At 56.8% G+C, this 25874-nt stretch carries 23 protein-coding genes and 1 pseudogene; 14 read left to right on the top strand and 10 right to left on the bottom strand.

All coding sequences use genetic code 11. The annotated features are described in order from the left end of the window. Positions 1 to 232: 232 nt before the first annotated feature. The 4 genes from BZL43_RS05270 (at position 233) to BZL43_RS05255 (ending at position 3693) form a co-directional block, all read left to right on the top strand. Positions 233 to 1591 carry an MATE family efflux transporter gene (locus BZL43_RS05270; protein ID WP_095631329.1) on the top strand — a complete coding sequence of 453 codons (1359 nt, stop codon included), beginning with the start codon at positions 233 to 235 and terminating at the stop codon, positions 1589 to 1591. A gap of 218 nt (positions 1592 to 1809) precedes the next feature. Then, positions 1810 to 2520: a hypothetical protein gene (locus BZL43_RS05265; protein WP_095631328.1), complete on the top strand. Its 711-nt coding sequence runs from the start codon at positions 1810 to 1812 to the stop codon at positions 2518 to 2520. A gap of 153 nt (positions 2521 to 2673) precedes the next feature. Next, the gene (locus BZL43_RS05260) at positions 2674 to 3081 is read left to right on the top strand and encodes a hypothetical protein (RefSeq protein ID WP_095631327.1); all 408 of its coding nucleotides are present in this window, start codon (positions 2674 to 2676) and stop codon (positions 3079 to 3081) included. A gap of 144 nt (positions 3082 to 3225) precedes the next feature. Beyond that, positions 3226 to 3693: a hypothetical protein gene (locus tag BZL43_RS05255; protein WP_095631326.1), complete on the top strand. Its 468-nt coding sequence runs from the start codon at positions 3226 to 3228 to the stop codon at positions 3691 to 3693. A 103-nt stretch (positions 3694 to 3796) separates the two neighbouring features. Here BZL43_RS05255 and BZL43_RS05250 read toward each other — a convergent pair whose 3' ends face one another. Continuing rightward, the gene (locus BZL43_RS05250) at positions 3797 to 4114 is read right to left on the bottom strand and encodes a hypothetical protein (RefSeq protein ID WP_095631325.1); all 318 of its coding nucleotides are present in this window, start codon (positions 4112 to 4114) and stop codon (positions 3797 to 3799) included. Positions 4115 to 5217: 1103 nt separating this feature from the next. Here BZL43_RS05250 and BZL43_RS05240 point away from each other — a divergent pair. The 3 genes and pseudogenes from BZL43_RS05240 to BZL43_RS05230 all read left to right on the top strand — a co-directional run bounded on the left by BZL43_RS05240 (position 5218) and on the right by BZL43_RS05230 (position 7040). Next, complete coding sequence (locus tag BZL43_RS05240; protein ID WP_095631324.1) at positions 5218 to 5757, top strand: hypothetical protein; 540 nt, start codon at positions 5218 to 5220, stop codon at positions 5755 to 5757. 93 nt (positions 5758 to 5850) lie between these two features. Continuing rightward, positions 5851 to 6472: pseudogene (locus BZL43_RS05235) on the top strand (tyrosine-type recombinase/integrase). Between the two features lie 130 nt (positions 6473 to 6602). Continuing rightward, a complete protein-coding gene (locus tag BZL43_RS05230) occupies positions 6603 to 7040 on the top strand; it encodes a hypothetical protein (protein ID WP_095631323.1) in 438 nt (145 codons plus the stop codon). A 669-nt stretch (positions 7041 to 7709) separates the two neighbouring features. Here BZL43_RS05230 and BZL43_RS05220 read toward each other — a convergent pair. The 3 genes from BZL43_RS05220 to BZL43_RS05210 all read right to left on the bottom strand — a co-directional run bounded on the left by BZL43_RS05220 (position 7710) and on the right by BZL43_RS05210 (position 9909). After that, positions 7710 to 8627, bottom strand: a complete 918-nt coding sequence (locus tag BZL43_RS05220; protein ID WP_095631322.1) for an AraC family transcriptional regulator — start codon at positions 8625 to 8627, stop codon at positions 7710 to 7712. Between the two features lie 81 nt (positions 8628 to 8708). Then, entirely contained in the window at positions 8709 to 8966 is a 258-nt protein-coding gene (locus BZL43_RS05215; protein WP_095631321.1) for an Atu4866 domain-containing protein, read from the bottom strand. A gap of 178 nt (positions 8967 to 9144) precedes the next feature. Next, entirely contained in the window at positions 9145 to 9909 is a 765-nt protein-coding gene (locus BZL43_RS05210; protein WP_095631320.1) for an SDR family NAD(P)-dependent oxidoreductase, read from the bottom strand. A gap of 288 nt (positions 9910 to 10197) precedes the next feature. On the opposite strand from BZL43_RS05210, the gene BZL43_RS05205 reads away from it, so the two are divergent. Both BZL43_RS05205 and BZL43_RS05200 read left to right on the top strand, forming a co-directional pair. Continuing rightward, entirely contained in the window at positions 10198 to 11142 is a 945-nt protein-coding gene (locus BZL43_RS05205) for a helix-turn-helix domain-containing protein (protein WP_095631319.1), read from the top strand. Between the two features lie 181 nt (positions 11143 to 11323). Continuing rightward, positions 11324 to 12058 carry an SDR family oxidoreductase gene (locus tag BZL43_RS05200; protein ID WP_095631318.1) on the top strand — a complete coding sequence of 245 codons (735 nt, stop codon included), beginning with the start codon at positions 11324 to 11326 and terminating at the stop codon, positions 12056 to 12058. Between the two features lie 227 nt (positions 12059 to 12285). Here the strand turns inward: BZL43_RS05200 and BZL43_RS05195 are convergent, their stop codons facing one another. The 3 genes from BZL43_RS05195 to BZL43_RS05185 form a co-directional block, all read right to left on the bottom strand. After that, on the bottom strand, positions 12286 to 13008 hold the full coding sequence (locus BZL43_RS05195; RefSeq protein ID WP_095631317.1) for an SDR family oxidoreductase: 723 nt from the start codon (positions 13006 to 13008) through the stop codon (positions 12286 to 12288). 16 nt (positions 13009 to 13024) lie between these two features. Beyond that, positions 13025 to 13870: a type 1 glutamine amidotransferase domain-containing protein gene (locus tag BZL43_RS05190; protein WP_095631316.1), complete on the bottom strand. Its 846-nt coding sequence runs from the start codon at positions 13868 to 13870 to the stop codon at positions 13025 to 13027. 132 nt (positions 13871 to 14002) lie between these two features. Further along, the gene (locus BZL43_RS05185) at positions 14003 to 14791 is read right to left on the bottom strand and encodes an SDR family NAD(P)-dependent oxidoreductase (protein ID WP_095631315.1); all 789 of its coding nucleotides are present in this window, start codon (positions 14789 to 14791) and stop codon (positions 14003 to 14005) included. A gap of 148 nt (positions 14792 to 14939) precedes the next feature. Between BZL43_RS05185 and BZL43_RS05180 the strand changes: the two genes are divergently transcribed. Beyond that, positions 14940 to 15827, top strand: a complete 888-nt coding sequence (locus tag BZL43_RS05180) for a LysR family transcriptional regulator (protein WP_256582806.1) — start codon at positions 14940 to 14942, stop codon at positions 15825 to 15827. A gap of 84 nt (positions 15828 to 15911) precedes the next feature. Here the strand turns inward: BZL43_RS05180 and BZL43_RS05175 are convergent, their stop codons facing one another. The 3 genes from BZL43_RS05175 to BZL43_RS05165 form a co-directional block, all read right to left on the bottom strand. Continuing rightward, positions 15912 to 16205 carry a putative quinol monooxygenase gene (locus BZL43_RS05175; protein ID WP_095631313.1) on the bottom strand — a complete coding sequence of 98 codons (294 nt, stop codon included), beginning with the start codon at positions 16203 to 16205 and terminating at the stop codon, positions 15912 to 15914. 21 nt (positions 16206 to 16226) lie between these two features. After that, positions 16227 to 16742, bottom strand: coding sequence for a cupin domain-containing protein (locus BZL43_RS05170; protein ID WP_095631312.1), 516 nt, complete (start codon positions 16740 to 16742; stop codon positions 16227 to 16229). A gap of 262 nt (positions 16743 to 17004) precedes the next feature. Next, complete coding sequence (locus BZL43_RS05165) at positions 17005 to 17754, bottom strand: SDR family oxidoreductase (RefSeq protein ID WP_095631311.1); 750 nt, start codon at positions 17752 to 17754, stop codon at positions 17005 to 17007. 348 nt (positions 17755 to 18102) lie between these two features. Here BZL43_RS05165 and BZL43_RS05160 point away from each other — a divergent pair, with 348 nt between their 5' ends. Genes BZL43_RS05160 through BZL43_RS05145 form a run of 4 tightly spaced genes read left to right on the top strand, consistent with a single transcriptional unit; the run spans position 18103 to position 25873 of the window. Beyond that, positions 18103 to 18894 (top strand): YfaP family protein, encoded by a 792-nt coding sequence (locus BZL43_RS05160; protein WP_095631310.1) that lies wholly within the window; start codon positions 18103 to 18105, stop codon positions 18892 to 18894. A gap of 48 nt (positions 18895 to 18942) precedes the next feature. Then, positions 18943 to 20667 carry a DUF2138 domain-containing protein gene (locus BZL43_RS05155; protein ID WP_095631309.1) on the top strand — a complete coding sequence of 575 codons (1725 nt, stop codon included), beginning with the start codon at positions 18943 to 18945 and terminating at the stop codon, positions 20665 to 20667. Next, positions 20637 to 21302, top strand: a complete 666-nt coding sequence (locus BZL43_RS05150) for a DUF1175 domain-containing protein (RefSeq protein ID WP_371916201.1) — start codon at positions 20637 to 20639, stop codon at positions 21300 to 21302. The genes BZL43_RS05155 and BZL43_RS05150 overlap by 31 nt, the downstream gene beginning before the upstream one ends. Beyond that, positions 21299 to 25873, top strand: coding sequence for an alpha-2-macroglobulin (locus BZL43_RS05145; RefSeq protein ID WP_095631307.1), 4575 nt, complete (start codon positions 21299 to 21301; stop codon positions 25871 to 25873). The genes BZL43_RS05150 and BZL43_RS05145 overlap by 4 nt, the downstream gene beginning before the upstream one ends. Position 25874 lies beyond the last annotated feature (1 nt).

Below are 25874 nucleotides of genomic sequence, written 5' to 3'. Positions count from 1 at the left end.
TTCTGTACGGAGATCGATTTATCAGGCCGACCTGGTAAAAGCATGGCCTGCCTAACGGCAGGCCGTTACCGGCCCGCACACAAAATATCTGACAGTCCCCCGCTTCATGCCCGCACAGAAAATCTGACACTCCCATCATTCACGCTCCCCAGTCTGCAAAATAGAAGCGCATTGTTCCCGGTTCCGTAGCGTAGAATTTCCCAACGCAGCCCCCACCCGAGACGGAACCTCAATGCGAACCCCCACCACCCAACACCCCCTCTGGCAAACCTATCTCCTGTTTCTCGCCCCCATGGTTCTCTCCAATTTCCTCCAATCCATGTCGGGCACCATCAACAGCATCTACATCGGCCAATTGCTCGGCACCCAGGCTCTCGCGGCGGTATCGGGCATGTTTCCCGTGGTGTTCTTCTTCATCGCCTTGGTCATCGGTCTCGGCGCGGGTGCCGGGGTGTTGATCGGGCAAGCCTGGGGCGCTCGGGAGTTGCATTTGGTGAAGGCCATCGCCGGTTCGACGTTGCTGTTGGGGGCGATGATCGGGTTGGCGGCGGCGGTGTTGGGCAGTGTGTTTGCCCGGCCGGCGTTGCAGGGTTTGGGCACGCCGGTGGATGTGCTGGACGATGCGGTGGCGTATGCGCATGTGATGATGTGGATCTTGCCGTCGCTGTTGGTGTTTGTGTTGTTCACGCAGTTGCTGCGAGGGGTGAGCGATACGGTGTCGCCATTGTTGGCGCTGGTGGTGTCGACGTGTGTCGGGCTGGCGCTGACGCCGGCCTTGATTCTCGGGTGGTTGGGTTTGCCGCCGATGGGAATTCAGAGTGCGGCATGGGCGGGGTTGGCGGGTAACCTGGCGGCGATGGGGTGGCTGGCGTGGCGGTTGATTCGCGAGGGGCATCCGTTGGCGCCGGATCGGGAGATGTTTGCCTCGATGCGGCTGGACATGGACATCCTCGGCAAGGTATTGCGCATCGGGCTGCCAACCGGGTTGCAGATGGTGGTTTTATCGCTGTCGGAGCTGGTGATTCTGGCGCTGGTGAATCAGCACGGTTCCCAGGCGACGGCGGCGTACGGGGCGGTAACGCAGATCGTCAATTACGTGCAGTTCCCGGCACTATCGATTGCAATCACCGCGTCGATCCTCGGCGCGCAGGCGATTGGGGCAGGGCGCATCGAGCGCATGGGGCCGATTTTGCGCACCGGGCTGTTGATCAATGTGTGCCTGACCGGCGGTTTGGTGGTGTTGGGTTACCTGCTTTCGCACTGGTTGCTGGGGCTGTTTCTAACGGATGATTCCACCCGGGCGATGGCCGAACACCTGTTGCACATCATGCTCTGGAGCCTGTTGGTGTTCGGCTTCCAGGCGATTGTCGGCGGCATCATGCGCGCCAGCGGCACGGTGTTGGTGCCGGTGGCGGTATCGATCGTTTGCGTGGTCGGGGTGCAGTTGCCGATGGCGTATCTGCTGGATGCGCGCTTTGGGCTGCAAGGTGTGTGGATGGCGTTTCCGGTGGCGTATCTGGGCATGCTGATGCTGCAGACGCTGTATTACAAAATGGTCTGGCAGCATCAGAAGATTGAGCGGTTGGTGTAGGGCCTTCGTTTGAGTGCGAAATTGCACTCCACTTGACCACCGGTTGCATGGGATTTGACTGTCATGCTTCGTAACCGTAATCGGCAGAGAATTGCGCATGCAGCGCTTCTCGACAGGCAGAAATCGGCCAAAAGCGGACATACGTAAGCAATAGAAAGCGGTACCCTGAGAATAAGATCGCATCGCTTAAGTGACTGGGTTTTACAAGGGAGCTATAGATGAAAACCTACTGCCCGACGTTCTGGTCTCGGGATTCGGGCGTTGACCACAGCGCTTCGGTCATCTGCCTCAATGACATTTTGCCGACCGTGGGCCAAAATACATTTGCATATTTTGATAACAATGACTGTTTACTGGCCGGCGAAACGATACTGCTAATTTGGTGCCCTCCCGTTTCCGACTTGAATGGCTGGAGTGAACAACCTTCGGAAATCGCGCTGAGCCATCTCTTGAAAGCAAATGTAGTTGCCGTGGCTCAAGCGTCAGAACCCTCAGCAGCGGCGATACATCCCGCCCACTACGGCAAACGCAAGTACGAACTCGACATCCTTTCTTGCGAGCGATTTCTGACTGTACTTAGAGCGCTTCAGGAGGACCCCACGTCTCGGCATCTACAAGGTATTGGAAGCGCCCAAGGGAACTTTCTGATGTGGGATGAAGTGAATTGGTGTGGAAGCGCGGCCGTCGATGGATTCACCTATCTAACGGCGAATACCTTGAACGAGGCCCATATGGAGTTGATTCTCGAAGAGGTCGATGACGATATAATCGGACTTTTTTCAGTGCACATCGATCCTGGGGGGACCTTCTATGAATTTGGTAGGAAACGGCTCACGGGCCAGGAACTCCGGGTCATCAAGCATGCACTCGACATAGCGCGCCCTCTTTGTGACTCGCAGGCCGACTACCTTGTGGCCTGTTCAAAGTAACGAAGTCGAGAGGATTCAGCTCTGACTTTACGAATTCATGAGAGAGTGTCTGCTTAGGATTGCAGGCATTTCGCAACAGGCGGCTATCGGCCAGAGGCTGACATTGCCCTGTAATGGTATCGTTCACGTCCTCCCTGTAACTCGTGAGTAACCATGATGAGAGCCAAGTCCTCAATCTGGGCAGTAGCTCCCGCACCAGGAATTCCTGAATCACCAGCTCTTCTGGTTGAGTCAGGCAACCTTTGGCTCGCATACTTTCAAGCCTCAAATGAAAGCCTTGCAGTCGTTCGTTTTACCGGGCTCATTGATCATCACCTTGCGCCCATAGGAGACGAAGGCCTAGGGCGCCACCCTTATGTTCTAGCGGGCCTTCAGCCCTACTCATTCAACGAACTCATTGGTTCTGAAGAAACTGTCTGCCACAAATGGTCAAGCGCAAGACATTGGGTCGTTACGTTTAAAGACGAGACTCTTGATGTGATTGCGCGGACTGGTGAGGTCATTGAGTTCGGGATAAACAAGGCATCGCCGCTTGAGGCCTTGCTCTCGCTTCGCCTCTGAAAAGACGGAATTAAAATAAAAAGGGTGCGGATTTTTTTCCGTCCTGTCTAATCCTGAAATAGGTTTACACCTGTTTCACCCCAATGCCCGATGCATTGCATCGGGCGCTCTTATCTTTGCACGGCGCAAACATTAGGTTCTTCCATGTTCGACAGAAGCGACTTTGATCAACTCTCCAGTGAGCAACTGACTTTTTGGACAGCGCACAATTATTGCCCCGGTCTCTATTACGTCGTTTATCCAGGAATCGCTTTTCGAAGCGCGGAATCTCAGCAGTGCATCAGGGTAACTCGTGTCCAAAAGCGGCAAGGCGAGAACGGATTAAACTTCTGGCTTCACGCGGAATGGATCGATTGGCGGCCTGGAGGAGAAAGTTATTTCCCGGGATACGTGTCCGACGCTCAGTTCGAGGAAATTTCGGAAGCTATTTTCAATCAGATGGTTGCGGATCAGGCGATCAGTTTGATCGCTCCTCTCAAGCAGCCCCTGCATGAGTCGACAGGTTTCGTAGGAGCGCTATTGATGTACTCAATGAAGACTGACTTCATCGTTTCGCTGTTCGCGGAGTATGAAGATGAGTACATCCATTTCTATTGGGACACGACTGCATGAGCGGCTGCTTTGGGTCGATTTCTGCCTGTCGCGAAGGTGGGATGCCGATCTATAGCTGCATCCTTTCGTTATCAGAATTAGGCCGAAGGCTCACACCGACAAGCTAAAGTTTTTCGTACACCACCTCGAATTCTTCACCCAATTCCTGTTGGATGGATTTCAGTAATTTAGCGGCAGCCTCGTCAAATCTTGTGTAATCGTCTGCATTCCAAGGGCCGGGATCAGGTGGGTAATCCCAGTTCAGCGAGGTGTCATGCCACTGTGAAAGCTCGTTAAGCATTGCTTTGACTTCGTCACTGAGTGGTAGCCTCTCTTCAATAGGCCCTACAGAAAATTTATCCCGTGCAATATTATTTCCACACCAAAGGCAACCGCCGCCCCATTCGAACATTAAGCGAACACGATAGCGTTCTGCCCTCATCATTGGGCTCCAATTTTTTGTGGGTACATGGTGTGCAATAGGTTGGCAAAGATATCCACGCTAGGCCAGCGACCGTTATGACAGGCAGCTTAGGGTCGAAAGTCGTCTTTTGCTAACTCCATCGGGACCTCGCTACGCCCCGCTTAGATCGGGTAGCAGCGTGCAGATGGGATTCGTTTGAGTCAGCTTGCTTGCCGGCATCGGCCGGATTTCACTCGGTCCTATGCCCGATCTCTTCCCGGTTTGGCATCGTCCAATCCGAAGTTCTTTCGTAAATCGAATCGACGTGGTTATCCACTTCATAGGTAAATGTCAGCAAGTAAAACGCAAATGCGGTTGCAGCCAGTGCCGCTCTCCCCAAGGGATTCGCATCTTTGGACAAAACCACCTGGACCAATGGCAACCCAGCCTCCCCGAAGGTAGGCAAAGACCGCTTGCGTGAACCATGCGTGTGCTGCGAGAACTCCCCAGAAATGACTCCAGTCCCCGGCGAAGCGCACAAAAGCGTTTACCAATGAGGCGATGACCATCAATGCCAATATCAAATACCGAAAGCGCTTCAAAAATGTAAGGACGTAATGTTCCGATTCCATCAACCCTTTTCCCAATCAAACAGGCTGCACGCGTTTCCCAATTTCCAGATATCGGCAGATTTGAGTCGATCCTGAGTCACAATCAATAGATCCTTCTCCCTTCAAAGTCAGCCGCTACAGCGGCAAGGTTTACGGCAGGTCTTGATTGGTCGGGTGCACGCCCACGTGAAGCCGGCCGGTGTAAAAACCGCCCATTGAAAACATTGCGGCCGTAGCCTGGTCATTGGACATGTCAGGCGCTGGGGCAAAAGGTTTTCAATCAATGATTGTTACAGGGTGAAAAGACGCAGGGGAGATAGTAATTAATCTCCCGCATGATACGTAGGCTGTTGCTCTATCCCAATCGTCCAAATGGGGTCGGTTTCTGCCTGACTCGACAGGCAGCTTTGAGTATTTGCGGCCCATAGGGACGGGCAGCTATCGGCCAAAAGCGGTCGCTCCTTCTCAAGAGCTTCCAGATCAAACCTGAGGCATAATCTGATCGTAAACGGGCCAGAAAATAGCATTCATATGAACATGCATACGCCATATGGGCTGATCACAATAGTTGACGAGCCTACTTACTCGTTTAACTCCACTGACAACGCGCAGCCCTATGCTCTCGACGTCCTCCTTACGGACGAGTCGATCACCTCAATCCATGGTGTGAAATTAAATGGGGACAGCATCCTGGTAGTTGGTGCTGGGGGAGGAGGCACAGCCATCCATAAGCATTCGGCACTCGTGCTCGACCACAAACTCTATTTGGCGGTCGGCGACCACATCGCCTGTTTGTCACTAGAGCTTCCCTATCGGCTTCTCTGGTCCGTTCGGGTCGATACCGCGACGTGCTTTGGTATCCACTATGAAAATCAGCAACAAGCTCTCCTTTCACACGGCGAACTGGAGATTACTCGCCTGTCCATGGATGGCGTCATAATCTGGCAAGCCTCTCGCGCAGATATATTCTCTGAAGGATTTTGCTTATTACCGGACTATATCGAGGCCGTTGACTTCAACAAGTCTGTCTATCGGTTTGATTATGTGACGGGCGAATTACTTCATTATTAGCTGCCCCTTCGACTGTCCGCTTTGGGTCGAATAGCGACCACCACTCATTGGGACTGATCCACCCTTGTCCTCCCCCAACGTGGAGGACGAGCCATGAACACCATTGCAAGATACAACCATCAGCCTTGGAACAAGGGAAAGCTTGTAGGGCAGAAAGCCCCGCTCCGAGTCAGAGATATCTGGGCCATCCGGGTCAGACTCCAGCTCGCGGAGAAGACACGTGATTTGGCGCTCTTCAACTTGGCCATCGACAGCAAATTGCGCGCCTGTGACTTAACCAAGCTGCGTGTCCGAGACATCGCCCATGGAGAGCATGTCTCGTCACGGGCCATTGTGATGCAGCAAAAAAACTCAGCATCCAGTGCAATTTGAAATCACTGAGCAAACCCGAACGGTTCTGGAGGCGTGGATGCATCAGGAGCACCTCCGCAGCGAGGACTTCCTGTTTCCGACCCGATTGCACGCTTCAGACCATCTTTCCACCAGGCAGTACGCGCGAATAGTCAAAGCTTGGGTGACAGCCATTGGCCTTGACCCAACTATGTACGGCACTCACACACTAAGGCGAACCAAGGCATCGCTGATCTATGGTTGGACGAAGAACCTGAGAGCCATCCAGCTCCTGCTTGGCCATACGAAGCTGGAAAGCACCGTCAGATACTTGGGAATCGAGGTCGATGATGCCCTGGAAATGGCGGAACAAACGGAGGTCTGACTCTCCATAGTGACGGTCGATGCTTGATCGTCGCTATCCGACCCAAAGCGGACGCTCAAAGCAATTCGAACACCGGGTATGATTCGAATTGGGGGTGGGGAATCCACCTGAAGTCATTGCGGAGTTGACGATGGAATTTTCCACCACGCTTTGGGAGTGGTATGGACAGGATGAGTACAAGCGAGTTCTTGCGGTGTGCGAGGCAATTCCGGGGCTTACCTTCTTGGCGATGAACGCCGACGCGCAGCGAGACGCAATCCCTTATTGTCCGGCGTGTGAGGCGTGGTCGGAAACGATGCTGCCTCTGAATGAGGCACTTACAGTCTGTGGAGCCGCGATGCCAAGTGAAGTTCGGACTGGACTACAGCAGGTCTGGGACTTGTGTAATTCGCTGCCTGAGACAGCTTTTCATTGCGATGATTGGTGGATCTTCGATCAATATGAATGGCAGCCTCTCCGGGAAGCCGCTGAGCTGGCTCTGGATTTGGTTGAAGCGGTGAAAATATCCCCTTATCTGGATGAATTAATTTTGGATTGTCGAAATGCAGTGCGTGGATTGAAGAGCTAGTAAAGCTGCTGAAGGAGGGTTTCATCAAGGTAATAAAATAGTCTGAGGGTATAGCAATGAACCTCGAACAATTAGCCGAATTTTTTTTAGATACGCAATTGAACACGGGAACCCGTACGATAGATATCCTTTAGGGATTGAGGTTGATGAGTTTGGGGGAGCATATATTGAAATTTCTGAGTCTGGGAAACTGGCCATCGTTGCGAAAGACCGCGGTGAAGAATGTCTAAGGAAGGAAACGACGTCACCGGAGGTGTTGGCTAAATGGGTGTATGAAATTTTCAATAAGAAATAACAAGGAACAATTAATGACGCAAAGGCACGTTTCTTAAGCATATCGAATGGCAGCTTTTGGCCGAGGGTGTGTAAAAACGTTTTTGAGCGCGAAAGGAAATCCAAACTGGACTGGAGATCGCGCTTCTACGCGAAATCCACATCTGCTAACGTGTCGATAAATTTCAGATTTAACGTAGACGCGTACACGTCAATTTTGGCGAAGCGTTTTTACACACTCTGGGCCGAAAGCGGTCGTTCGTAAGTGACAGCTTACGGACAAAAACTGCCAGTAATGAAAGTGGGCTATTCGGGGATTTGGGTTCCAAGGCAACAGCTACTCTGCCCTGAGGAGACGAGTAGAACCGTATCAGCCGTATGCAGCCCATTAAACTCTCACGCAGGGCGGCGAACTCGGTTGGTATCTCTAGATGGGGGACACCCGAACTGGCGACTGTACTCTCGGCTGAATTGCGATGGGCTTTCGTAGCCCACTCGATAACAGGCACTCGCCACATCCAGCCCTTCACCCAGCATCAGACGGCGGGCTTCCTGCAAGCGAAGTTGCTTCTGATACTGCAGCGGACTCATCGCGGTTACTGCCTTGAAGCGATGATGCAACGTAGAGCTGCCCAAATTAGCGACCCGGGCAAGTTCTTCTATGCGTAAGGGTTGGGTGTAATGGTTATTCAACCAGTCGATGGCCCGCGTGACTCGCCGTGTTTGCGAATCACCGAGGGCAAGCTCATACAGCCGGCGTCCGTGCACGCCTCGCAGAAGGCGATAGTACAACTCTCGCAAAGCGAGCGGCGCCAGCATGCCGATGTCTTTCGGTGTTTCCAGCAGCCGTACCAGCCGAAGCACTGTTTCCAGCAGGGGAACATCGACCTTCTCAAGGAAAAGACCAAGCTCCGGCTCGTCGGGGACGCCTGTCGGAGGCGCATCGGCGATGACCTGAGCAATTTCCGTGGCCTCGAAATCAAAACGGATACACAGGTAGGGCGCCTCCGGGCTGGCCATCAGCACGCGCCCGGAAACCGGAAGGGTCACCGATACCACCAGGTAACTGAGCGGGTCGTACAGATAATGGTCGTCACCCAGGCCGATTTCTTTTTGTCCTTGCACGATCAGGCAAAGTGCCGGCTTGTGGACCGTATGGATAAGCTCCGAGGGGGCGTCAAAACGAATGACATGCAGGGGCGCTATCGCGGTCTCATAGATCCCGGGCGTGGTAAAGCGTTGCGTCAGTAAGCGAACCAGTTCGTCACGGTAGATGGCCGTGTTTTGCAGGATGAAAGCATCGCTCTGTTCCATTTCAAGGCTCTCACACGTGTTCTTGAGCGTCTGCCCGGAACTTTCCAGGCAGACGATATTCACCCGACATCTTCAAATTGCTCATTGCCGATAGAGGATCATGCCGGCGTGATACAGCACGTCGTCATGAAAGTGCCCGTCAGCGGTGAAGCCGCTATCGTCCCAGTACTGGATGTAGTCCCCCACCATTTCGTAGCGGCCTTGATAGGCGCTCTTATTTTTACCACGGGCCTCGTCGTAACGCCCAGTCGCCAGAAGCTCGTGACGGATGAATCCGTTGGCGGTGACCCACATGCCTGCGTAATGCTGATCTTGAATGGTGTGTCTGGCATTTTTCATCAGTTTTTCTCCTCGATGTCAGGCTTAGCCGATACGACCCAGGGCAGTGCGGTCTGCACCCGTTGCGTACTTTCAGATTACGTAGCCGAGCGCAGCGGTGTTAGGACGAAACTGCCGCAGATTTGCCTGATCCTGTCGGGCTTGCCGAGCATGTCCGGCGGCTCCTTCCTGCGGTGGCTCACCCGGCCGTGACGGTCATGCCGCCGTCTGCCATGACCACCGCACCGACCATGAAGCTGGCACGATCCGAGGCGATGAACGCGACCACTTCGGCGATTTCTTCCGGTTGTGCGGCGCGGCCGATCGGTGCGGCTTCGCCATGTTGGGCGAGAAATGCCGGGCCATCGTCGACCACATTGTTGAGGATGTTGGTCACCACATCCCCCACGCCCACGGCATTGACGCGGATGCCATGGCCAATGACCTCAAGCGCCAGGGTACGCGTCAGTTGGGCAAGCGCGCCTTTAGAGGCGGTATAGGCGGCAATGGTGGGGAAGGCGAAGTAGGAAGCGTAGGACGCGATGTTGACGATCGAGCCGGATTTATTGAGCATCATCGCTTTGACCGCTTCGCGACTATGCAGGAATGCCGCCGTAGCATTAACCGCCTGAATGCGTTCCCAGTCTTCGCGAGTCATGTCGATGACCAGCTTGTTGATGATGATGCCGGCGTTATTGACCAGAATGTCCAGCCGGCCGAATTGCTCGACGGCCAAAGCGACCGCGCGCTCGGCGGCGCCGTCCTGAGTTATGTCGGCCACCAGTGGTACCAGGCCAGGGCGGGCCAGCGCCTCCACCTCAGGGTTTATATCTTCGGCGATGACCTTGGCGCCGCGGGTATGCAGCAGCAGGGCGATGGCCTTGCCGATGCCACTGGCCGCGCCAGTGACCAGAGCGACTTTACCTGCCACTTCGTTTGGCGTGCTGTTCTTGATATCGGTCATGATGGTTCTCCAGCGTTGTGATCGAGTAGGGGATAAGCCGTGTCGGCGCCGGCAAGGCGCTTGTCATCGGCGACGGGCCTACTGTCTCGCAGCGAGGCGAAGTCAGCTTTCGTGAGATTGCCCACGATGTCGGGGTTTTGCGCCGAATATCAGTGAGGACGGTTCGGTGCTCGGTTCAGCCGGCGGGAAAAGCCCGATATCATCGATCCGGTCTGCATCGAGCGGAGTTTGGGCAGCGTCTGGAGACCTGTCTGGCTTTGCACAGCCGAATATGAAAAGGACGTGTTCATGGCAAATACCGGGCGAACGTCCCTGGAACAACGGTCGACATCCAGCCAGGACTTGCGCATCACAGGGCAGTCCATGCGTGAATACCTGCCAGGCGAGCCGCAGGATTTACCGACGCGCCCGGAAATCATGGACGTTGTGATTCAGCTGTTTACCCATCGCAGCGTCATTGAGCCAATTCTCGTACCTGCGGTGGTGGAGCCCCTGCTCGTGCTGGTTCTGGCGGGGGCGGCCAGGGTGGAGGAGCGCGCACTGGGCGGGGAGTGGACTGCGGCAGAGGTCAGCGCCGGCGATTTTTTCCTCACAAGCTCCGATGAGCCGTATGAAATGCGCTGGCAGACTCACGGGGGCGATACCTTCGAAGTCATGCACCTTTATCTGGGGCTGCCGCTGATTGAGCTAGCGTCGCGAGAGCTGTGGGGTGAGCACGCCGGCCCTGTGCGTTTGCGCGATATTTCAGGGGCACGTGATGGGTTCGTCGCGTTTGTTATGGAGCAGTTGCGCACTGAACTGGTTCTGGAACGCTCGCCCAACGCTCTTTTCGCCCGCTCTCTGGCACAGGCGCTGGCCGTACATCTGGTGCGCAGCTATCGCGCCGAGGCCCGGCCCGGGCGTAGGGTCAACGCCTTGCAAGCCTACAAGCTGCGCAAAGTCACTGACGCCATGAGTGCGGATCTGGGCGCTGAATTCAGCCTGGCAAAACTGGCCAGGCTGGCCGAGCTGAGCGAGTACCACTTCAGCCGCCTGTTCAAGCGTGCGACGGGACTGTCGCCTTCGCAGTACTTCATTCGCTTGCGCATGGTTCGCGCGCGGCACTTGTTGCTGGAAACCCGGCTTAGCGTCATCGACGTCGGGCTGGAGGTCGGCTATTCAAGCCCCAGTCATTTCTCCCAGGTGTTTCGTCGCGAGGTGGGAGTAACCCCCAGCGAGTTCCGTGGCGGTTGAGTGCCGTTGCGTCACACGTTTTGCGGGCGATGCACACAGACACGAATAGGCAAAAATTGCGCAGGTTTTGGCACGTGTCGAGCAGGCCTGTGCCCTTAATCTTTTCGACGTACCCCGCAGTAACGTCCGCGTCTTCAGCGGTCGGTGCTGAACTTCAATGCTTACAGCAGGAGCTACGGATATGTCGAACATTCAAAACAAAGTCGTCCTGATTACCGGTGCAAGCAGTGGTATTGGCGAAGCGGCGGCCAGGTTGATCGCCGCCAAAGGTGCCCATGTGGTACTCGGTGCCCGCCGTACCGAGCGTCTGGACAAACTGGTCAGCGAGATCCAGGCCGAAGGCGGCTCGGCAAGTGCCTGCGCACTGGACGTTACGGCTCTCGAATCCATGCAGGCGTTCGTCGCGTTCGCCAAGGCGCAACACGGCAAGGTCGATGTGATCATCAACAACGCAGGCGTGATGCCCCTGTCACCCTTGACCTCGTTGAAGGTCAATGAGTGGAACCAGATGCTCGATGTCAATGTACGCGGCGTGCTGCACGGTATTGCCGCCGTCTTGCCGGACATGGAGGCACAAGGGTTCGGCCAGGTCATCAATATTTCCTCAATCGGCGGCCTCGCGGTTTCTCCGACAGCCGCGGTGTACTGCGCGACCAAATTTGCGGTCAGGGCTATCTCCGATGGTCTGCGGCAGGAAACGGACAAGATCCGGGTCACGGTAGTGTGCCCGGGCGTTGTCGAGTCCGAACTGGCCGATACGATTTCCGATGAGGTGGCACGCGAGCAAATGAAAGCCTTCCGGCGTGTCGCGCTCAACGCAGACGCCATTGCGCGAGCGCTCGCCTATGCCATCGAGCAGCCCGACGAAGTTGATGTGAGTGAGATTGTGGTTCGTCCGACCGCCAGCCCGCACTAAGCTGTCCAGGGCGCAAGGCGCACCTTGGTTCGGAGGCAGTCGTTCATGAACGGCTGCCTTCATCCGATTGCTGCTCGTCACGAATGGCAGCTAATCGCCGGTTACTGCCGTTCGTGACCGGCAGAAATCGGCCAATAGCCGCCGTTCGTGACTGCCAGCGCGGCCCTTTCATTCAAAATCGCTTCGCCGCTCCATTCGGACGGGGTATAAGCCTCTACTTCTGTTTGTTAGATCAGGCTCCTGCCGATTGAAGCACCACCATCAACGTAGAGCGTCTGCCCAGTAATAAAAGAGCTGTGCTCATCAAGCAAGAAAGTTGCTGCGGCAGCGATCTCATGCGGTTGACCAAGACGTCCCATAGGCACTGCCGCAACGTAGGCGGCCTCGCCAGGGCTGCCTTCGGGATTTGCGCTTCGGAAAAGATCTGTGTCGACCGGGCCTGGCGCAATCGCATTAACGGTGATACCACTTTGGGCGAGTTCCAACGCCCAACCACGTGTAAAACTGATCAAAGCGGCTTTTGCGGCGGCGTAGGATGTGCGCTGGCGCACTCCGAGAACCGTTAGGCTGGAGATGTTCACTATTCTGCCCCAGCGCCTGGCGGACATATCTGGAAGAAGAGCCTGTGTTGCCAGCAGCGCTGGATACAGGTTGAGCTTCATAACGTCCTCAAAACTGGTTAGGTCGACCTCCGCGATTCCTTGAGGCTTAACGAGGCCCACGTTGTTAACAAGACCGTCGAAGGTATAGCGGGCTTTCAACCCTTCAAGGGTCTGGACGGTGCTATCGCAATCTCTCAGGTCGGCAGCGATCAATTCCCCAGGAAAACCACTGTCCTCTACCCGTCGAGCGATACCTACTACTCGATGCCCAGCCGATGCGAGTCGCTCGGAGATGGCACGACCAATTCCCTTGCTAGCCCCTGTGATCAAAAAGGTACGCTGCATAATTCCGAAGCCCTTTAGGTTATTTCTTGAGGCGTTCGAGGATTGCTCGGCCCACCCCTGCCGCAGATGCAGGGTTCTGACCTGTTATAAGCTCGCGGTCAATTACGACATTCGGAGCCCAAGGCGATGTGTTGCTCTGGTAACTCCCACCAGCAAGCTCCAGTGCCGCTTGAGGGTAAAATTTCATTTGGCCGCCTCCTAAATATCCCTTTGCTTTTTCTTCCTCTTCGTTACTGATGACAGTCATGCGGTACCCCGCATAGATCCAAACAGATGGTTTGGGAGCTTTTTTGCCCGCTTCCAGCAATTGGATAAGTCTTTGAGGTTGATCTAGTGCAGACAACAGGGCTATCGGGCCATGACACACCAGTGCAGTGGTTTTTCCAGCAGCATGAAAAGCACGTAGCAATCGGCCTAGAGCGGGATCAGATATTAGATCCTGCATAGGTGCATGCCCCCCTGGCACGTAGAGAGCATCAAAGTGCGAATATCCAATCTGCTCCACGCGCGCCAGACTTATCACCGGTGAGCGAGTTGGCGATGTCAAAAGCAGCTTATCGAGTAAAGACTCGTACTCCTTCATATGTTGTGGATCACCATTAAAGTAATCGGGAACCGCAGAGCTTCGGTCAAGAGTTGGAGCGAGTCCGTTCGGTGTCGCGAATGTCACCTCATGGCCCGCATCCAGCAAAGCCTTGGTGGGCACCATCAGCTCGTTGAGATAGAAGCCAGTGGGAAATGATTTGTTATCACGCAATTCCAAGTGGTTCTCGTCGGAGAGTACGATCAATACGTTGGCCGCATTTGCGCCTACGCTTACGCTCCCTAATAAAGCGGCTAACAAAATATGCTTATGAGTCTTCATCAATATTTCATCCATTCCGAGCGTGGCCGAGCACACGCGGGGCCACATCAATCTGAGCAGGGCAGGAAAGCTTGTTTCGAAGACGTGCGCTAACGCTTGATCATTTGCAAACCACCCACCACAGCTAATTAATCAGGCGATAGTCTGAACAGTCCCGCCTTCAGCCCGAATCGCTGCACCATTGATTACAGCCGCACGTTCGCTCGACAGGAACGCCACAACGTTTGCGACTTCAGCAGGTTTGGCCAGCCGGAAGATCAGCGAGGAGGGACGGTTCTCCGTCATGAACTTCTTTTCCGCGTCAGCGTACGTCAGTCCAGGGTTCACAGACTCGATGAAGCCTTTGAGGCTTTCTGTCTCGGTAGGCCCTGGCAGGACTGCGTTGACGGTCACCGAGGTGCCCTTGGTCAGCTCCGCCAAGCTGCGTGAGATCGACAATTGCGTGGCCTTGCTCGCGCTGTAATGGGCCATCGACGCCATTGGCGTCAGTGCTACTTCGCTGGAGATGAAAATCACCCGACCATGGCCGCGCTCAAGCATGCCTTTCATGTAGGTACGGGCCAACCGTACGCCACTCCAGACGTTAGTCTCAAACATGCGCTGCCAGTCTTCATCACTTGTGCTGAAGAAGTCGCTCAGCTCATAGGTGCCCATATTGTTAATTAGGATATCGATCTGCGGATAAGCAGCGGCAGCCGCCGCCTCACCACCCGCCTTACTGACATCTGCCACCAGCGGCAGAGCGCGCCCTTCACCAAAGCGCTTGTTCAGCTCACTGACGCGCTGCGCCACGCCAGCCTCGCTTCTTCCATTAATAATTACGCGAGCGCCGTCTTCCAGCAACTGCGTAGCAATAGCCAGGCCGATACCAGCTGTAGAGGCGCTTACCAGCGCGGTTTTGCCTTCCAGACCAAGGTTCATACTGTTCTCCAACGTTGAGATTGAGGCGGATCAATCCGCTGGAGATAAGTATGCGGAGCATCGGCTGCATTGATTAGCGCACGCAATGGAATATCATTGAAGAATAAAATTCACATGTTAGGTGGTCATGGACAGTCGAAGCGGAGAAATGCAGGTATTCACCAAGGTCGTCGAGACCGGCAGTTTCTCAGGGGCAGGAAAGCTACTGAACCTGACGCCGTCAGCAGTAAGCAAGCTCATTACCCGACTCGAAGTGCGGTTAGGCGTGCTTCTTTTTGAGCGCTCCACACGACAGCTAGTAATCAGTGGCGAGGGGGCCCGCTTCTACGATAGCTGCGTCCGCATACTCAACGACATTGAAGAGGCAGAGCACGATGCGGTCGGCTCGACAGCGGTGCCCAGCGGCCTCTTGCGAATCAATACTTCGGTGCCTTTCGGCACGCATCAGCTCCTGCCAATAATTAGTGATTTCAACCTCCTGTATCCCGACATCACACTCGATCTTTCACTGACAGACGCCTTGGTAGATCTGAAGCGTGAGCGCATTGATGTAGCGATACGTATGGGGCCGCTGAATGACGCCAGTTTTCGCGCACGCATATTGGGAAGCAGCCGCCGTGCAGTCGTGGCGTCACCCGAGTATTTAGCTCGCCATGGTGCGCCGAAAACGCCGGATGAGCTGGAGAATCATCGCTGTTTTAATTTCAACTTCCGCCGATCTCGTGATGAGTGGCCTTTCAAGCTGAACCAACAAACGCAATACCTGGCGGTGCGCGGCGATATGCTGACCAACAATGGCGAAACCATGCGCCAGATGACGATCAATGGATTAGGGATTAGTCGGCTTGGAATGTTTCATATCGCTGAAGATGTGAAAGCGGGCAGGCTGGTCGAATTGCTCGCTGATTTCAATGCGGGAGACACTGAGGACATCACCGCGATCTTCAATAATCAACGCTACATGCCGCAGCGGGTGAGAGTTTTTATTGATTTTCTGGTGGAACGAATCGGGCCGTTGTTGAGTTCGCTTCGCTAAAAACAAAGACCGCAGTCTTAACTGCGGTCTCTGTCTTTTTTCCGTGAAACTTCGTCCCTGTCAGCAAATTTTTACGAACCCGATTCAGGCCACTTGGTGCATTTCGTCAAGCTCGAACTCTTGAATGCAGTGTCCAGCGGTATTACGAAACGTGCTTACAGCTTCGCCCTGCATGTGCTTTTGCCAAGCTTGAACTGACTCCCAACGCTCGAAAAACGTCACCAGACCAGGCTCCTGATTGGACACAAAAAGCTCATAGCTAAGGCAGCCTGGCTCCTCGCGAGTCACGGAGACCAACGCTTTTTGAGCATTGATCATCTGTTCCTCAAAGCCTTCCTTAGCCCGCGCGCGGGCGATGATTACCAAGGATCCATGCATCGTTTTTTCTCCTTTTCGAAGTTACTGGACTTTAGGCGGGTACTGATCAATGTCTTCCGCCGATGGGCCACCGTTCACCCAATCCACGACCCAACCGCTTTCCAAGATGTTGAATGTTTGTGACCCAGCTGGTAACCAAGCTTCGTGCACGACTCCACCAGGAGCGCGAAAGAAGCCTCCGTTTTGGATCTTGTAGTGCACCCCTTCGGATTCGAAGTCATGTGTACCACCTACCATGACCACATGGGTTTCTGCGCGTTGATGGGTGTGGGGTTTGATGTGCACTGCCACAGGCGTACGGAACATCAACGTAGTCAGGCCGGTCGCCTTATCCTCATGAAGAATGGCGTACTCTGGGGATCTTTTTCCCAACTGCGGAATGGTCTTCTGCCATTTAAATTGGCTGGGGTTAATCAGCTCAGGCAAGATTGAAGCGGACGACTGCTGCTCAGGAGAAGCAGTCGCGTTTTGAGTCATTCCTTGGATGGCGATCAGCATCGCACCGAGGGTTAGGAGCTTTCGGAAAGAAGGTTGCATGGTGACGATCTCGTTGAGCCGTTGATGGAGGCAAGTATCCATTGGCCCATAGATCGGGATTAGCCACCAGGCGGGAACATGTTTGATGAATCCAATTCAAACCGCACGAGCCACGCAGCCAGCAGTGGAGCAAGCCGAATGGCTGCTAATCGCCGTTCTCTGCCGGTCATGATCACAAAGCGTGATGCTCAATTCCGATGCAAATGACTGGTCAGGTCGATGCAAATGGGTGGACAAGTCTGTGCAATTACCCATTTACGTATCAAACGCTGCTCTTGAGCCAGGTTTCAAAGCGCGTCGGTCCGATGATGGGGTGTTCTCCCGGCGTGAGCGAGTGGTCATCGATCGGCGCGCCGAAGTAGGGGACCGTGTCGTCCGCTTGGGCCTGGCGCGGGTCGTTAGTGTGTTGCAAAAACAGGCGCACGAACTCCACCAGCGGCCAGCGCTCCGGGCCCGCCACTTCCAGGGTCTTGTTGCTGGGTGCTTGCACCGCCACTTTCGCCAGCGCTATCGCGACATCGACCGCGGCAATCGGTTGCAGCTCGGCGGAGGTCAGGCGGACGGTGTCGCCGTCCTGCATGCCCGAGTGCGAAATGGCCCCGATGAATTCGAAGAACTGCGTGGCCCGCACTATTGTGTAGGGGATGCCTGAGTCTTTGATGAGTGTTTCCTGGGTCATTTTCGCCCGGAAGTAACCGCTGTCGAGCATGCGCTCGGTGCCCACCACCGACAGGGCGACATGGTGTTTGACACCGGCGGTTTTCTCGGCGGCGAGCAGGTTGCGCCCGCTGGTTTCGAAGAACTCGAGCACGGCAGCGTCTTCGAAGGAGGGCGAGTTGGCCACGTCGACCACCACGTCGGCGTCTTGCAAGGCGGTTTGCAGTCCTTCGCCGGTGAGGGCGTTGACGCCGGTGCTGGGTGATGCGGCCAGGGTTTCATGCCCCAGCTCTTGCAGGTTTTTGCACAGGTGTTTGCCGATCAGCCCGGTACCGCCGATGACGACGATTTTCATGACGAGTCTCCCGATGCGATGTCAGTCCCGAGTGTGTGGACAGATCGAGAGGCTGACGTTGAATCCTGCAACCATTAAAGACCCGCAATGCAATGGCTCCGTGTTGTCCGATAGGTGGTTCGCCCGGACGACGATTCGGGCATCTTGAAAAAATGCAGAGATGTGCACAAAAAGACCGGAAAAACGGATTAGCGGGAATGTTATATTGCCAGCCTTTGTACCTCGTCATGCTTTGAAACATGAAGTGTGATTAAGGCGACTCAAACGCTTTTCAGTACCCAGCAGTAAGATTGATAACGCGCCGAGGATCGGGCGCCAGGTTTCGTTATGCATGGCAGGAGGCGTTACATGCGTTGTGTTCTTTCACTGCTGATCACGCTGGTCTGTGCCCAGGTGGCATGGGCCGAGCCCACGGCCCAATTGTCGGAACCGGTGGGCGGCTGGCGCTATCACGGCCTGCTGGACCGCAGTGAACATCCCCGCGTCGCCTATCCCACGCCGCCCATCGACCGGGGCGTGCAGCGCAATCGGACGATGATCGAAGGCCAGCTCAAAGCCCTCGGCACGTTGCGTCCGCCCCATAGCCTGGCAGTCAACGGCAATCCCCTGAATTTGTACACCGACGACCAAGGGCGTTTCGCCCGGCCGTATGCGTTCGGCGCCGGCTCCAACAGCGTCGAAGTGCGCAGTTCCGAGGGCAAGTCGCTCAAGCGCGTTCAATTCTATGAAGCCAATAATTTGCGCACGCCGGCGCGTATTCGCGTGGTGCTGGGGTGGGACGATCCCAAGGCCGAACTTGATCTGCACATCATTACCCCCGACGGCCAGCATGCATTCTGGGCTCGCCCGGCGATGAGCAATGGCGGTGGCCTGGACCCGGACGGGGTCGATGGCCCCGGCCCGGAAATGTTCACCATGACTGCGCCGATGCATGGCACTTATCTCGTTTACGTGAACTATTGGGGCAACTTCGGCAGCGGCGGCTATAACTTCGATGAGACCAGCAACCAGAACGAGGTCATCACCTCGCAAATCAATCTGGTGCTCAACGAAAACACCGTCGACGAAAAACGCGAGACCTTCATCGTGCCTTTGCGGGCGATCGGCGACCTGCTGCTGGTCAAGACTTTCAACTATTAAACATCCCGCACCACGGATGAATTGTGCTTTGTAAACATGAGCGTGAACATGAGCGATAACACGATTTCACCAGCCGTTCCCCCGGCCGCCGACGCACCTGCCGCCAACACTTCCCGTCGCTGGCCGGCGCTGGTCATCGGGCTGTGTCTGGTGGCCGGCGTGGCGGGCGGTTTGGGGTGGTTCCTGAACAAACCCAAGGCTCCGCCCGCGGAACTGGCCAGTGACAAACTGGGCATGAGCCGACCGGATGGTTTGCTCGAAACCCACTCCTTGAGCCAGTTGCCCAAGGATCTGCTGGCGGTGCCGTTTCTCAAGGAAACCCTGACCGAAGATTTCGTCTTCTATTACCAGGCCCACGCCGACCGCCTCGGTTTGATCGGCAGTCTGCGGCGGATCATTTACGAGCATGACCTGAAATGGCAGGACAGCCTGATCGAGCAGCTGTTCGATCAACCGGCGGACGTGGCGCTGTGGCGCGGGGCGGATGGGCGTCTCAAGGATTTTCTGTTGGTGATGGATCGCGGCGGGCTGGCCAAGGTGCTGGAGCCGCTGGCGAAAGTGGCGCTGGATGATACGCAGCTGAGCAAGCTGGCTGAAATCAAAGTCGCCGGCGATGTGGTGCCGCTTTATCAACTCTCCTACAACAACAGCAAAGCGCTGCTGTTTGCCTCACATGGCGACAAACTGGTGGTGCTGTCCAACCCGGCCAAGCTTTATGACACCGGCCACGGTCCAGTCGACGAACCCGGCATGGTCTCGACCGAATCGCTGGAAGCACTGCTCGGCGGCCAGAAACTGTTCCCTGAAGCCTTCGGCCTGCAACCCCGCGCGCCTGAGGTCAAACAACGCCTCTCGGTCAATTCCAGCGTTCTGGCCATGGGTTACCAGCGCTTTATCCCGAACTTCGCCGGCCTGCGTTTCGACATGGACGACAAAGGCTGGCACAGCTTCCTCGCCATGGACGAACTGGAGAACCAGCCCGACTTCGACTTCAAACCGATCTGGCAGGCCATGCCGATGGGCGCCAGTGCTTGCGTGACCTTGCCGCTGGCCGCCGAACAACAGAAACCGCTGCTGGTGAAACTCGGTGCCGACGACGCTGTGGCCCAGGCCCTGACCGAACACATGGCGGGTGCCGCTGGCTTGTGCTGGTACGCCGATTCGCGGCTGTACACGCCGCTGCTGGTGGCCAGCCTGAACGACGATGACAGCGCCAAACTCGACGGCGACCTGGGCAACCTGTTCAGCTCGATGGTCGGCGCCTACGAAGGCAATGTCGCCGAGCATGCGTTCCCGGTGATCGAGAAACAGGAAGGCCAGACCCATCAGTGGCAGCGCCAGGTCAGCTCCAACTTCGGTCCCTACAAGGCCAAGGATGCCGAGCAACCCGACGCGATCACTGGCAAAGCCTTTATGCGCGTCAGCCTGGCGCGCCACGGTTCGACGCTGCTGTTCTCCCTGGACGACAAACTGGTCGACAAAGCCCTCGGCACACTTGATAAACGCTTCCCGCCCATGGCTGACGTCGTGCCGAAAGACCTGCTGATGCCGATCTATTTCGGCCCGGACTCCATGGCGCAACTGATGCAACAGGAAACCCTCGACAGCCTGCCGCAAGACATGGAGCCGGTGTTCTACAACGCCGCGCAAACCTACCTGATCCCGAAACTGCGCACCCTCGGCGGCTATGGCAAATATGCCCTGACCTTGCCTGAAGGCAGCGAGCCCGACGGCCACTGGCAATGGTTGCCGCTGGAGTGGAAAGCCCTGTGACAGCACTTATCCGAGGCCTCGGCCTGCTGGCGTTGTTGCTGGGGACTCGCACCTTTGCCAGCGAAGCCGCCGCGCTCGACCCGCAGCAATCCCAGGTATTTCGCGCCTGGTTCGTGCGTATCGCCCAGGAACAACTGACCCAAGGCCCGAGCCCGCGCTGGTATCAGCAGGACTGCGCCGGGCTGGTACGGTTTGCCGCCAACGAAGCGCTCAAAGTCCATGACGACAAATGGCTGCGCAGCAATGGCCTGTCCAACCGCTACCTGCCGCCGGAACTGCAGCTGAGCGATGCCCAACGCAGCCTCGCCCAGCAATGGCAGCAGGGCGGCGGCAAGGTCGGGCCGTACGTCAACGCGATCAAACTGATTCAGTTCAACAGTCATCTGGTGGGGCGCGATCTGGCCCAGGCCCGGCCCGGCGACTTGATGTTTTTCGATCAGGGCGACGACCAGCACCTGATGATCTGGATAGGCCGCTTCATCGCCTATCACACCGGCACCACCACCCCCACTGACAACGGCATGCGCTCCGCAAGCCTGCAACAACTCATGACATGGAAGGACACCCGATGGATACCCGACGCAGCCAACCCCAACTTCATCGGCGTCTATCGACTCAACTTCCTCTCCCAATGACCGGTGCCCGCATGCTGCGCATTTGCTCTCCAATTCTATTGCTGCTGGCCCTTTTGGCGCCTTTGGCAACGGTCAACGCCGAAGACACCGTCGAGCCAAGCGGCTATACGCCGGTGGCCGGTGAAAGTTTTTTCCTGCTAGCCGACAGCAGTTTCGCCAGTGACGAACAGGCAATGGTTCGCCTCGAAGCGCCGGGCCGTGATTACCGCCGGTTCCGCATGGAGCCTTACGGCGGCGCCGACATTCGTGTGTACCGCATCGACAAGCCGCTGGATTTCCTCAAGCGCCAGAAGAACCTGCACCGCGTGGTCAGCGATGGCCAGTTCAAGGGCGAAGGCTTGTCGAATACCCTGGCGTACCTGTGGGACAACTGGTACCGCAAATCCCGTCGGGTGATGCAGCGGGCGTTTTCCTATGAGTCGCGCAAACAAGTCACCGAAGAAGTGCCGGAACTGAAGATGGGCACCGCCATCGCCGCGCCAACGCCTTACGACGCACAGCCGCAATTCGCCTTGATTCCGGGCCTGCCGGTGGTCAGTCAATTCCGTTATCCGCTGTGGCAAGCCAAACCGATCCAGCCGCCCAAAGGCGTAAACCTGGCCGGTTCTTCCAGCCAGTTCGTCAGCGTCTCGCCGGGCAACGTGTACATCCCGTTGGGCAACCTGAAGCCGGGTCTGTATCTGGTGGAAGCGCTGATCGGCAAGTACCGCGCGACCACCATGGTTTTCGTTTCCAACACTGTGGCCGTGAGCAAGATTGCCGGCGATGAACTGCTGGTATGGGCCGCGCGCAAACACGAAGGCAGTTCGGTGCCCAAGGTCAATGTGCTGTGGACCGATGGCCTGGGCGTGATGAGCAGTGGCGCGACTGACGCCGATGGTTTGCTGCGTCTGAAACACGTCAGCCCCGAGCGCTCGTTCGTGATTGGCGAAGACGAAGAGGGCGGGGTGTTCGTCTCCGAGAACTTCTATTACGACAGCGAAATCTACGACACCAAACTTTATGCATTCACCGACCGGCCGCTGTATCGGCCGGGGGATTGGGTGTCGCTGAAAATCGTGGGTCGCGAGTTCAAGAACGCGCGGGATTCCGTGGCGCCGAGCGCTGCCGACGTCAACGTCACCGTGCTCGATGCCACGGGCACGGCGCTGCAATCGCTGGCACTGAAGCTCGATTCCAAGGTCGGTACCCAAGGCCGTTTCCAGTTGCCGGACAACGCCGTGGCGGGCGGTTATGAACTGCGTTTCAGCTACAAGGATCAGGCCTATAGCAGCGCTTTCCGTGTCGCTGAATACATCAAGCCGCATTTCGAGATTTCCCTGAATCTGGCCAAGCAGGATTACCGCACCGGCGAACCGGTGAAGGGCAATCTGGTGTTGCTGTACCCAGACGGCAAACCGGTGGCCAATGCCAAGTTGAGCCTGAGCCTGCGCGCCCAGCAACTGTCGATGGTCGATAACGAGCTGCAATACCTGGGGCAATTCCCGGTGGAGTTGACCAGCGCCGAACTGACCACCGATTCCAAGGGCAACGCCAGCCTCGATCTGCCCGCCGCCGAGAAACCGAGCCGCTACATGCTCACCGTGTTCGCCAGCGATGGCGCGGCGTATCGGGTCAAGACCACCAAGGAAATCCTCATCGATCGCGGTGCTGCGAGTTTCCGCTTGAGCGCGCCGCAGCGGTTCAGCGCGGTGGGCGGCCAGGTTGCCTTCAGCTATGCCAACGAAGGGGGCAGCGAGCAGAGCAAAGCGGTCAACCCGAGCAGCTACAGCTGGGTGCGACTGGAAGATCAGACCACTGGCGAAGGTAAACTCACCGCCCAAGATAAAGGCTTCACCCTGGCCTTCGATCGTCCGGGCACTTACAACCTGACGCTGAAAGATGATCACGGCCGCGTGCTTGGCGCAACCGGTCATTCGGTCACTGGCGAAGGCGTCAAAGCCGTGCCGGGCACCGTGGAAATCGTCCTCGATAAACCCGAGTACAAAGCCGGCGATGAAGCCCTCGCGTTGATCACTTTCCCCGAGCCGATCATCGATGCGCTGTTGTCGCTGGAACGCGACAAGGTCGAGGCCACGGCGTTGCTGTCCAAGGGCAGCGACTGGTTGACGATGGAAAAACTCAGCGACACCCAATACCGTGCGCGCATCCTGGTGAAGGACAATTTTGCGCCGAACCTGACCTTCTCCGTGCTCTACACCAAGGGTGGTCAGTACAGCTTCCAGAACGCCGGGATCAAGGTTGTCGCGCCGCAAATCGACGTGGCCATCACCACCGACAAAGAGGCGTATCAGCCCGGTGATACCGTGTCGGTTGACCTGACCACGCAGTTCGCCGGCAGGCCGATTCCGGCGCACCTGACGGTCAGTGTGGTCGATGAAATGGTCTACGCCCTGCAACCGGAAGTCGCGCCGACCATTGACCAGTTCTTCTATCACCCGCGCCGCAACAACGTACGCACCAGCGCCAGCTTGTCGTTCATCAGCTACGACGTAGCATTGCCGGGCAGCCCAGGCGCGCCGGGCAAAGCCAACCGCAGTGAACGCGGGGTGAAAGTGCTGGAGCGGCCACGTCGTGAAGACGTCGACACCGCCGCGTGGCAGCCGGAATTGATCACCGATGCGAATGGCAAAACCCGCTTCACCTTCAAAATGCCGGACTCGCTGACCCGCTGGCGCATCACCGCCCGCGCCATTGCCGATGACGGCCAGGTCGGGCAGAAAAAGCAATTCGTGCGCTCGGAAAAACCGCTGTACCTGAAGTGGAGCGGGCCGACCAGATTCCGCAATAGCGACAAACCGGACCTCGGTGTGTTCGCTTTCAGTCAGGCCGATAAACCGGTCAAGGCCGAGTTGGTGATTCATTACGGCGGTGCAGAACAGCGTGTGCCGGTGACCTTGAACAACGGCATCAACTACATCGCCTTGCCGGCGTTCACAGTGGCCAATGGCGAATGGACCGCCGAGTTGGTGCAGGAGGGCAAAACCGCTGATGCCCTGGCCGTGCGCCTGAGCGCGACCGGCGAAGGCTGGCAGGTGACTCAAAGCCAAAGCCTGGACGTGGCCAGCGGTGATACGCCGTTGACCTTGCCCGCAGACGCCACGGATATTCGCCTGCGTCTGGACGACAGCCCGCAAGCGCTGTTCCGTTCGGCCCTCGATGATTTGCTGAGTTATCCGTACGGCGGCGTCGAGCAAACCGCCAGTCGTTTGCTGCCGTTGAGCATCGCTTATCCGACCTTGTCGTCGAACCCGCAGATCCGCGATCGCTTGCGTTTGATCATGCAGAACAGCCGCCTGCGGCTGGTGCAAATGGCCGGCCCGTCGGCGAGCTTCACCTGGTGGGGCTATGACGGTGAGCCGGATGCGTTCCTCACCGCGTACGCCTATTACGCCGACTGGCACGCCAGCAAAGCGTTGGAACTGAGCCTGCCGCCGGAGCATTGGCAGCGGGTGTTGGACGTGTACGCGAAGCAGTCGAAGAACACGCCGTTGTTGCAGCGGGCGTTGATTCTGTCGTTTGCCAGACAGATGCAATTGCCGGTGAACACACTGCTCAGCGGTTTGATCGATGACCTGGTGAAAGCCGGCGAAGGTCATGGGGCGAGCGTGATGGACGACGGCGAAGAGAGCCTGGTCATGAGCGATCCGGATTCGGCATTGGGGCTGGCCAGCGCTCGGGTACTGGCCGCATCGTTGGCGTACCAGGCCAAGGTCATTCTGCCGCAGGCTTTCAATGGTCAACTGGCGGCAGCGCAGCAACAGGTCGCTGCCAGTTCCCAGCCGTTTGTCGAAGCCTTGAACCTGTCGCTGCAAGCCTTCGATCAGGCTCACGCGCAAGCGTTGTTGCAACGCCTGTTGCCGCAGCAATCGACCCTGGAACGCGCCTTGGCGCTGACCTGGCTGCAACGCAGCATCGAGCAGGCTTCACCCACCATCGCACTGGCACCGGGCGAAGGCTGGAAGAAAAACTACGGTGACACCGGTGAGATGTACTGGACGTGGCAGGGTCCTGCGCCCGTGCCCGCAGTGTTGTCGCTGACCGGGGAGCAAGAGCGCCCGCTTCGCGCCGCGCTGAGCTATCGGACCCAGCAACCGCCAGTAAGCCCGATGGCCGTGACCATCACCCGTCGTCTGTCGCGTCTGGTGCCAGGTGACGAAGCGTTCGAATTCAAACTCGAAGCCGTCGGCAGCAAACCGTTGTCCAGCGATAGCCTGTACCTGGATGAAGTGATCATCACCAGTAAAGCTGCAAAACCGCTGCGCTACGGCATGCTCGAAGTGCCGCTGCCTCCGGGCGCGGACGTCGAGCGCACCACCTGGGGCATCAAGCTGATGGGCAAGGCCGGCACCGAGCCGACCGCCCTGGAGAAGGCCCGCTTCGAACCGGGGCAAATGGCTTACGCGATTCCGGTGGATGCCTTGAGCGGTGAATTGCGCCTGCGTCATCTGGTGCGCTTCTCGCAAAAAGGTCAGTTCAACTTGCCGCCGGTGCGCTTCACTCAGGTTTACGCACCGCAGAATCAGGCTCAGGAACAGAAACCGGCACTCGGTCAGGTCACGGTCCACTGAC

The sequence above is a fragment of the Pseudomonas sp. PICF141 genome, from assembly GCF_002286815.1.
GTDB lineage: Bacteria > Pseudomonadota > Gammaproteobacteria > Pseudomonadales > Pseudomonadaceae > Aquipseudomonas.
This window is presented reverse-complemented; position numbering and strand designations above follow the sequence as displayed.

Bases quoted from the DNA above. Each gene is read 5' to 3' on its own strand.
- BZL43_RS05175 (WP_095631313.1), bottom strand. From the start codon at position 16,205: ATGCATGGATCCTTGGTAATCATCGCCCGCGCGCGGGCTAAGGAAGGC.
- BZL43_RS05210 (WP_095631320.1), bottom strand. From the start codon at position 9,909: ATGACCGATATCAAGAACAGCACGCCAAACGAAGTGGCAGGTAAAGTC.
- BZL43_RS05160 (WP_095631310.1), top strand. From the start codon at position 18,103: ATGCGTTGTGTTCTTTCACTGCTGATCACGCTGGTCTGTGCCCAGGTG.
- BZL43_RS05165 (WP_095631311.1), bottom strand. From the start codon at position 17,754: ATGAAAATCGTCGTCATCGGCGGTACCGGGCTGATCGGCAAACACCTG.
- BZL43_RS05145 (WP_095631307.1), top strand. From the start codon at position 21,299: ATGACCGGTGCCCGCATGCTGCGCATTTGCTCTCCAATTCTATTGCTG.
- BZL43_RS05260 (WP_095631327.1), top strand. From the start codon at position 2,674: ATGATGAGAGCCAAGTCCTCAATCTGGGCAGTAGCTCCCGCACCAGGA.
- BZL43_RS05240 (WP_095631324.1), top strand. From the start codon at position 5,218: ATGAACATGCATACGCCATATGGGCTGATCACAATAGTTGACGAGCCT.
- BZL43_RS05230 (WP_095631323.1), top strand. From the start codon at position 6,603: ATGGAATTTTCCACCACGCTTTGGGAGTGGTATGGACAGGATGAGTAC.
- BZL43_RS05185 (WP_095631315.1), bottom strand. From the start codon at position 14,791: ATGAACCTTGGTCTGGAAGGCAAAACCGCGCTGGTAAGCGCCTCTACA.
- BZL43_RS05220 (WP_095631322.1), bottom strand. From the start codon at position 8,627: ATGGAACAGAGCGATGCTTTCATCCTGCAAAACACGGCCATCTACCGT.
- BZL43_RS05255 (WP_095631326.1), top strand. From the start codon at position 3,226: ATGTTCGACAGAAGCGACTTTGATCAACTCTCCAGTGAGCAACTGACT.
- BZL43_RS05190 (WP_095631316.1), bottom strand. From the start codon at position 13,870: ATGAAGACTCATAAGCATATTTTGTTAGCCGCTTTATTAGGGAGCGTA.
- BZL43_RS05170 (WP_095631312.1), bottom strand. From the start codon at position 16,742: ATGCAACCTTCTTTCCGAAAGCTCCTAACCCTCGGTGCGATGCTGATC.
- BZL43_RS05270 (WP_095631329.1), top strand. From the start codon at position 233: ATGCGAACCCCCACCACCCAACACCCCCTCTGGCAAACCTATCTCCTG.
- BZL43_RS05150 (WP_371916201.1), top strand. From the start codon at position 20,637: ATGGTTGCCGCTGGAGTGGAAAGCCCTGTGACAGCACTTATCCGAGGC.
- BZL43_RS05200 (WP_095631318.1), top strand. From the start codon at position 11,324: ATGTCGAACATTCAAAACAAAGTCGTCCTGATTACCGGTGCAAGCAGT.
- BZL43_RS05155 (WP_095631309.1), top strand. From the start codon at position 18,943: ATGAGCGATAACACGATTTCACCAGCCGTTCCCCCGGCCGCCGACGCA.
- BZL43_RS05205 (WP_095631319.1), top strand. From the start codon at position 10,198: ATGGCAAATACCGGGCGAACGTCCCTGGAACAACGGTCGACATCCAGC.
- BZL43_RS05215 (WP_095631321.1), bottom strand. From the start codon at position 8,966: ATGAAAAATGCCAGACACACCATTCAAGATCAGCATTACGCAGGCATG.
- BZL43_RS05250 (WP_095631325.1), bottom strand. From the start codon at position 4,114: ATGAGGGCAGAACGCTATCGTGTTCGCTTAATGTTCGAATGGGGCGGC.
- BZL43_RS05180 (WP_256582806.1), top strand. From the start codon at position 14,940: ATGCAGGTATTCACCAAGGTCGTCGAGACCGGCAGTTTCTCAGGGGCA.
- BZL43_RS05265 (WP_095631328.1), top strand. From the start codon at position 1,810: ATGAAAACCTACTGCCCGACGTTCTGGTCTCGGGATTCGGGCGTTGAC.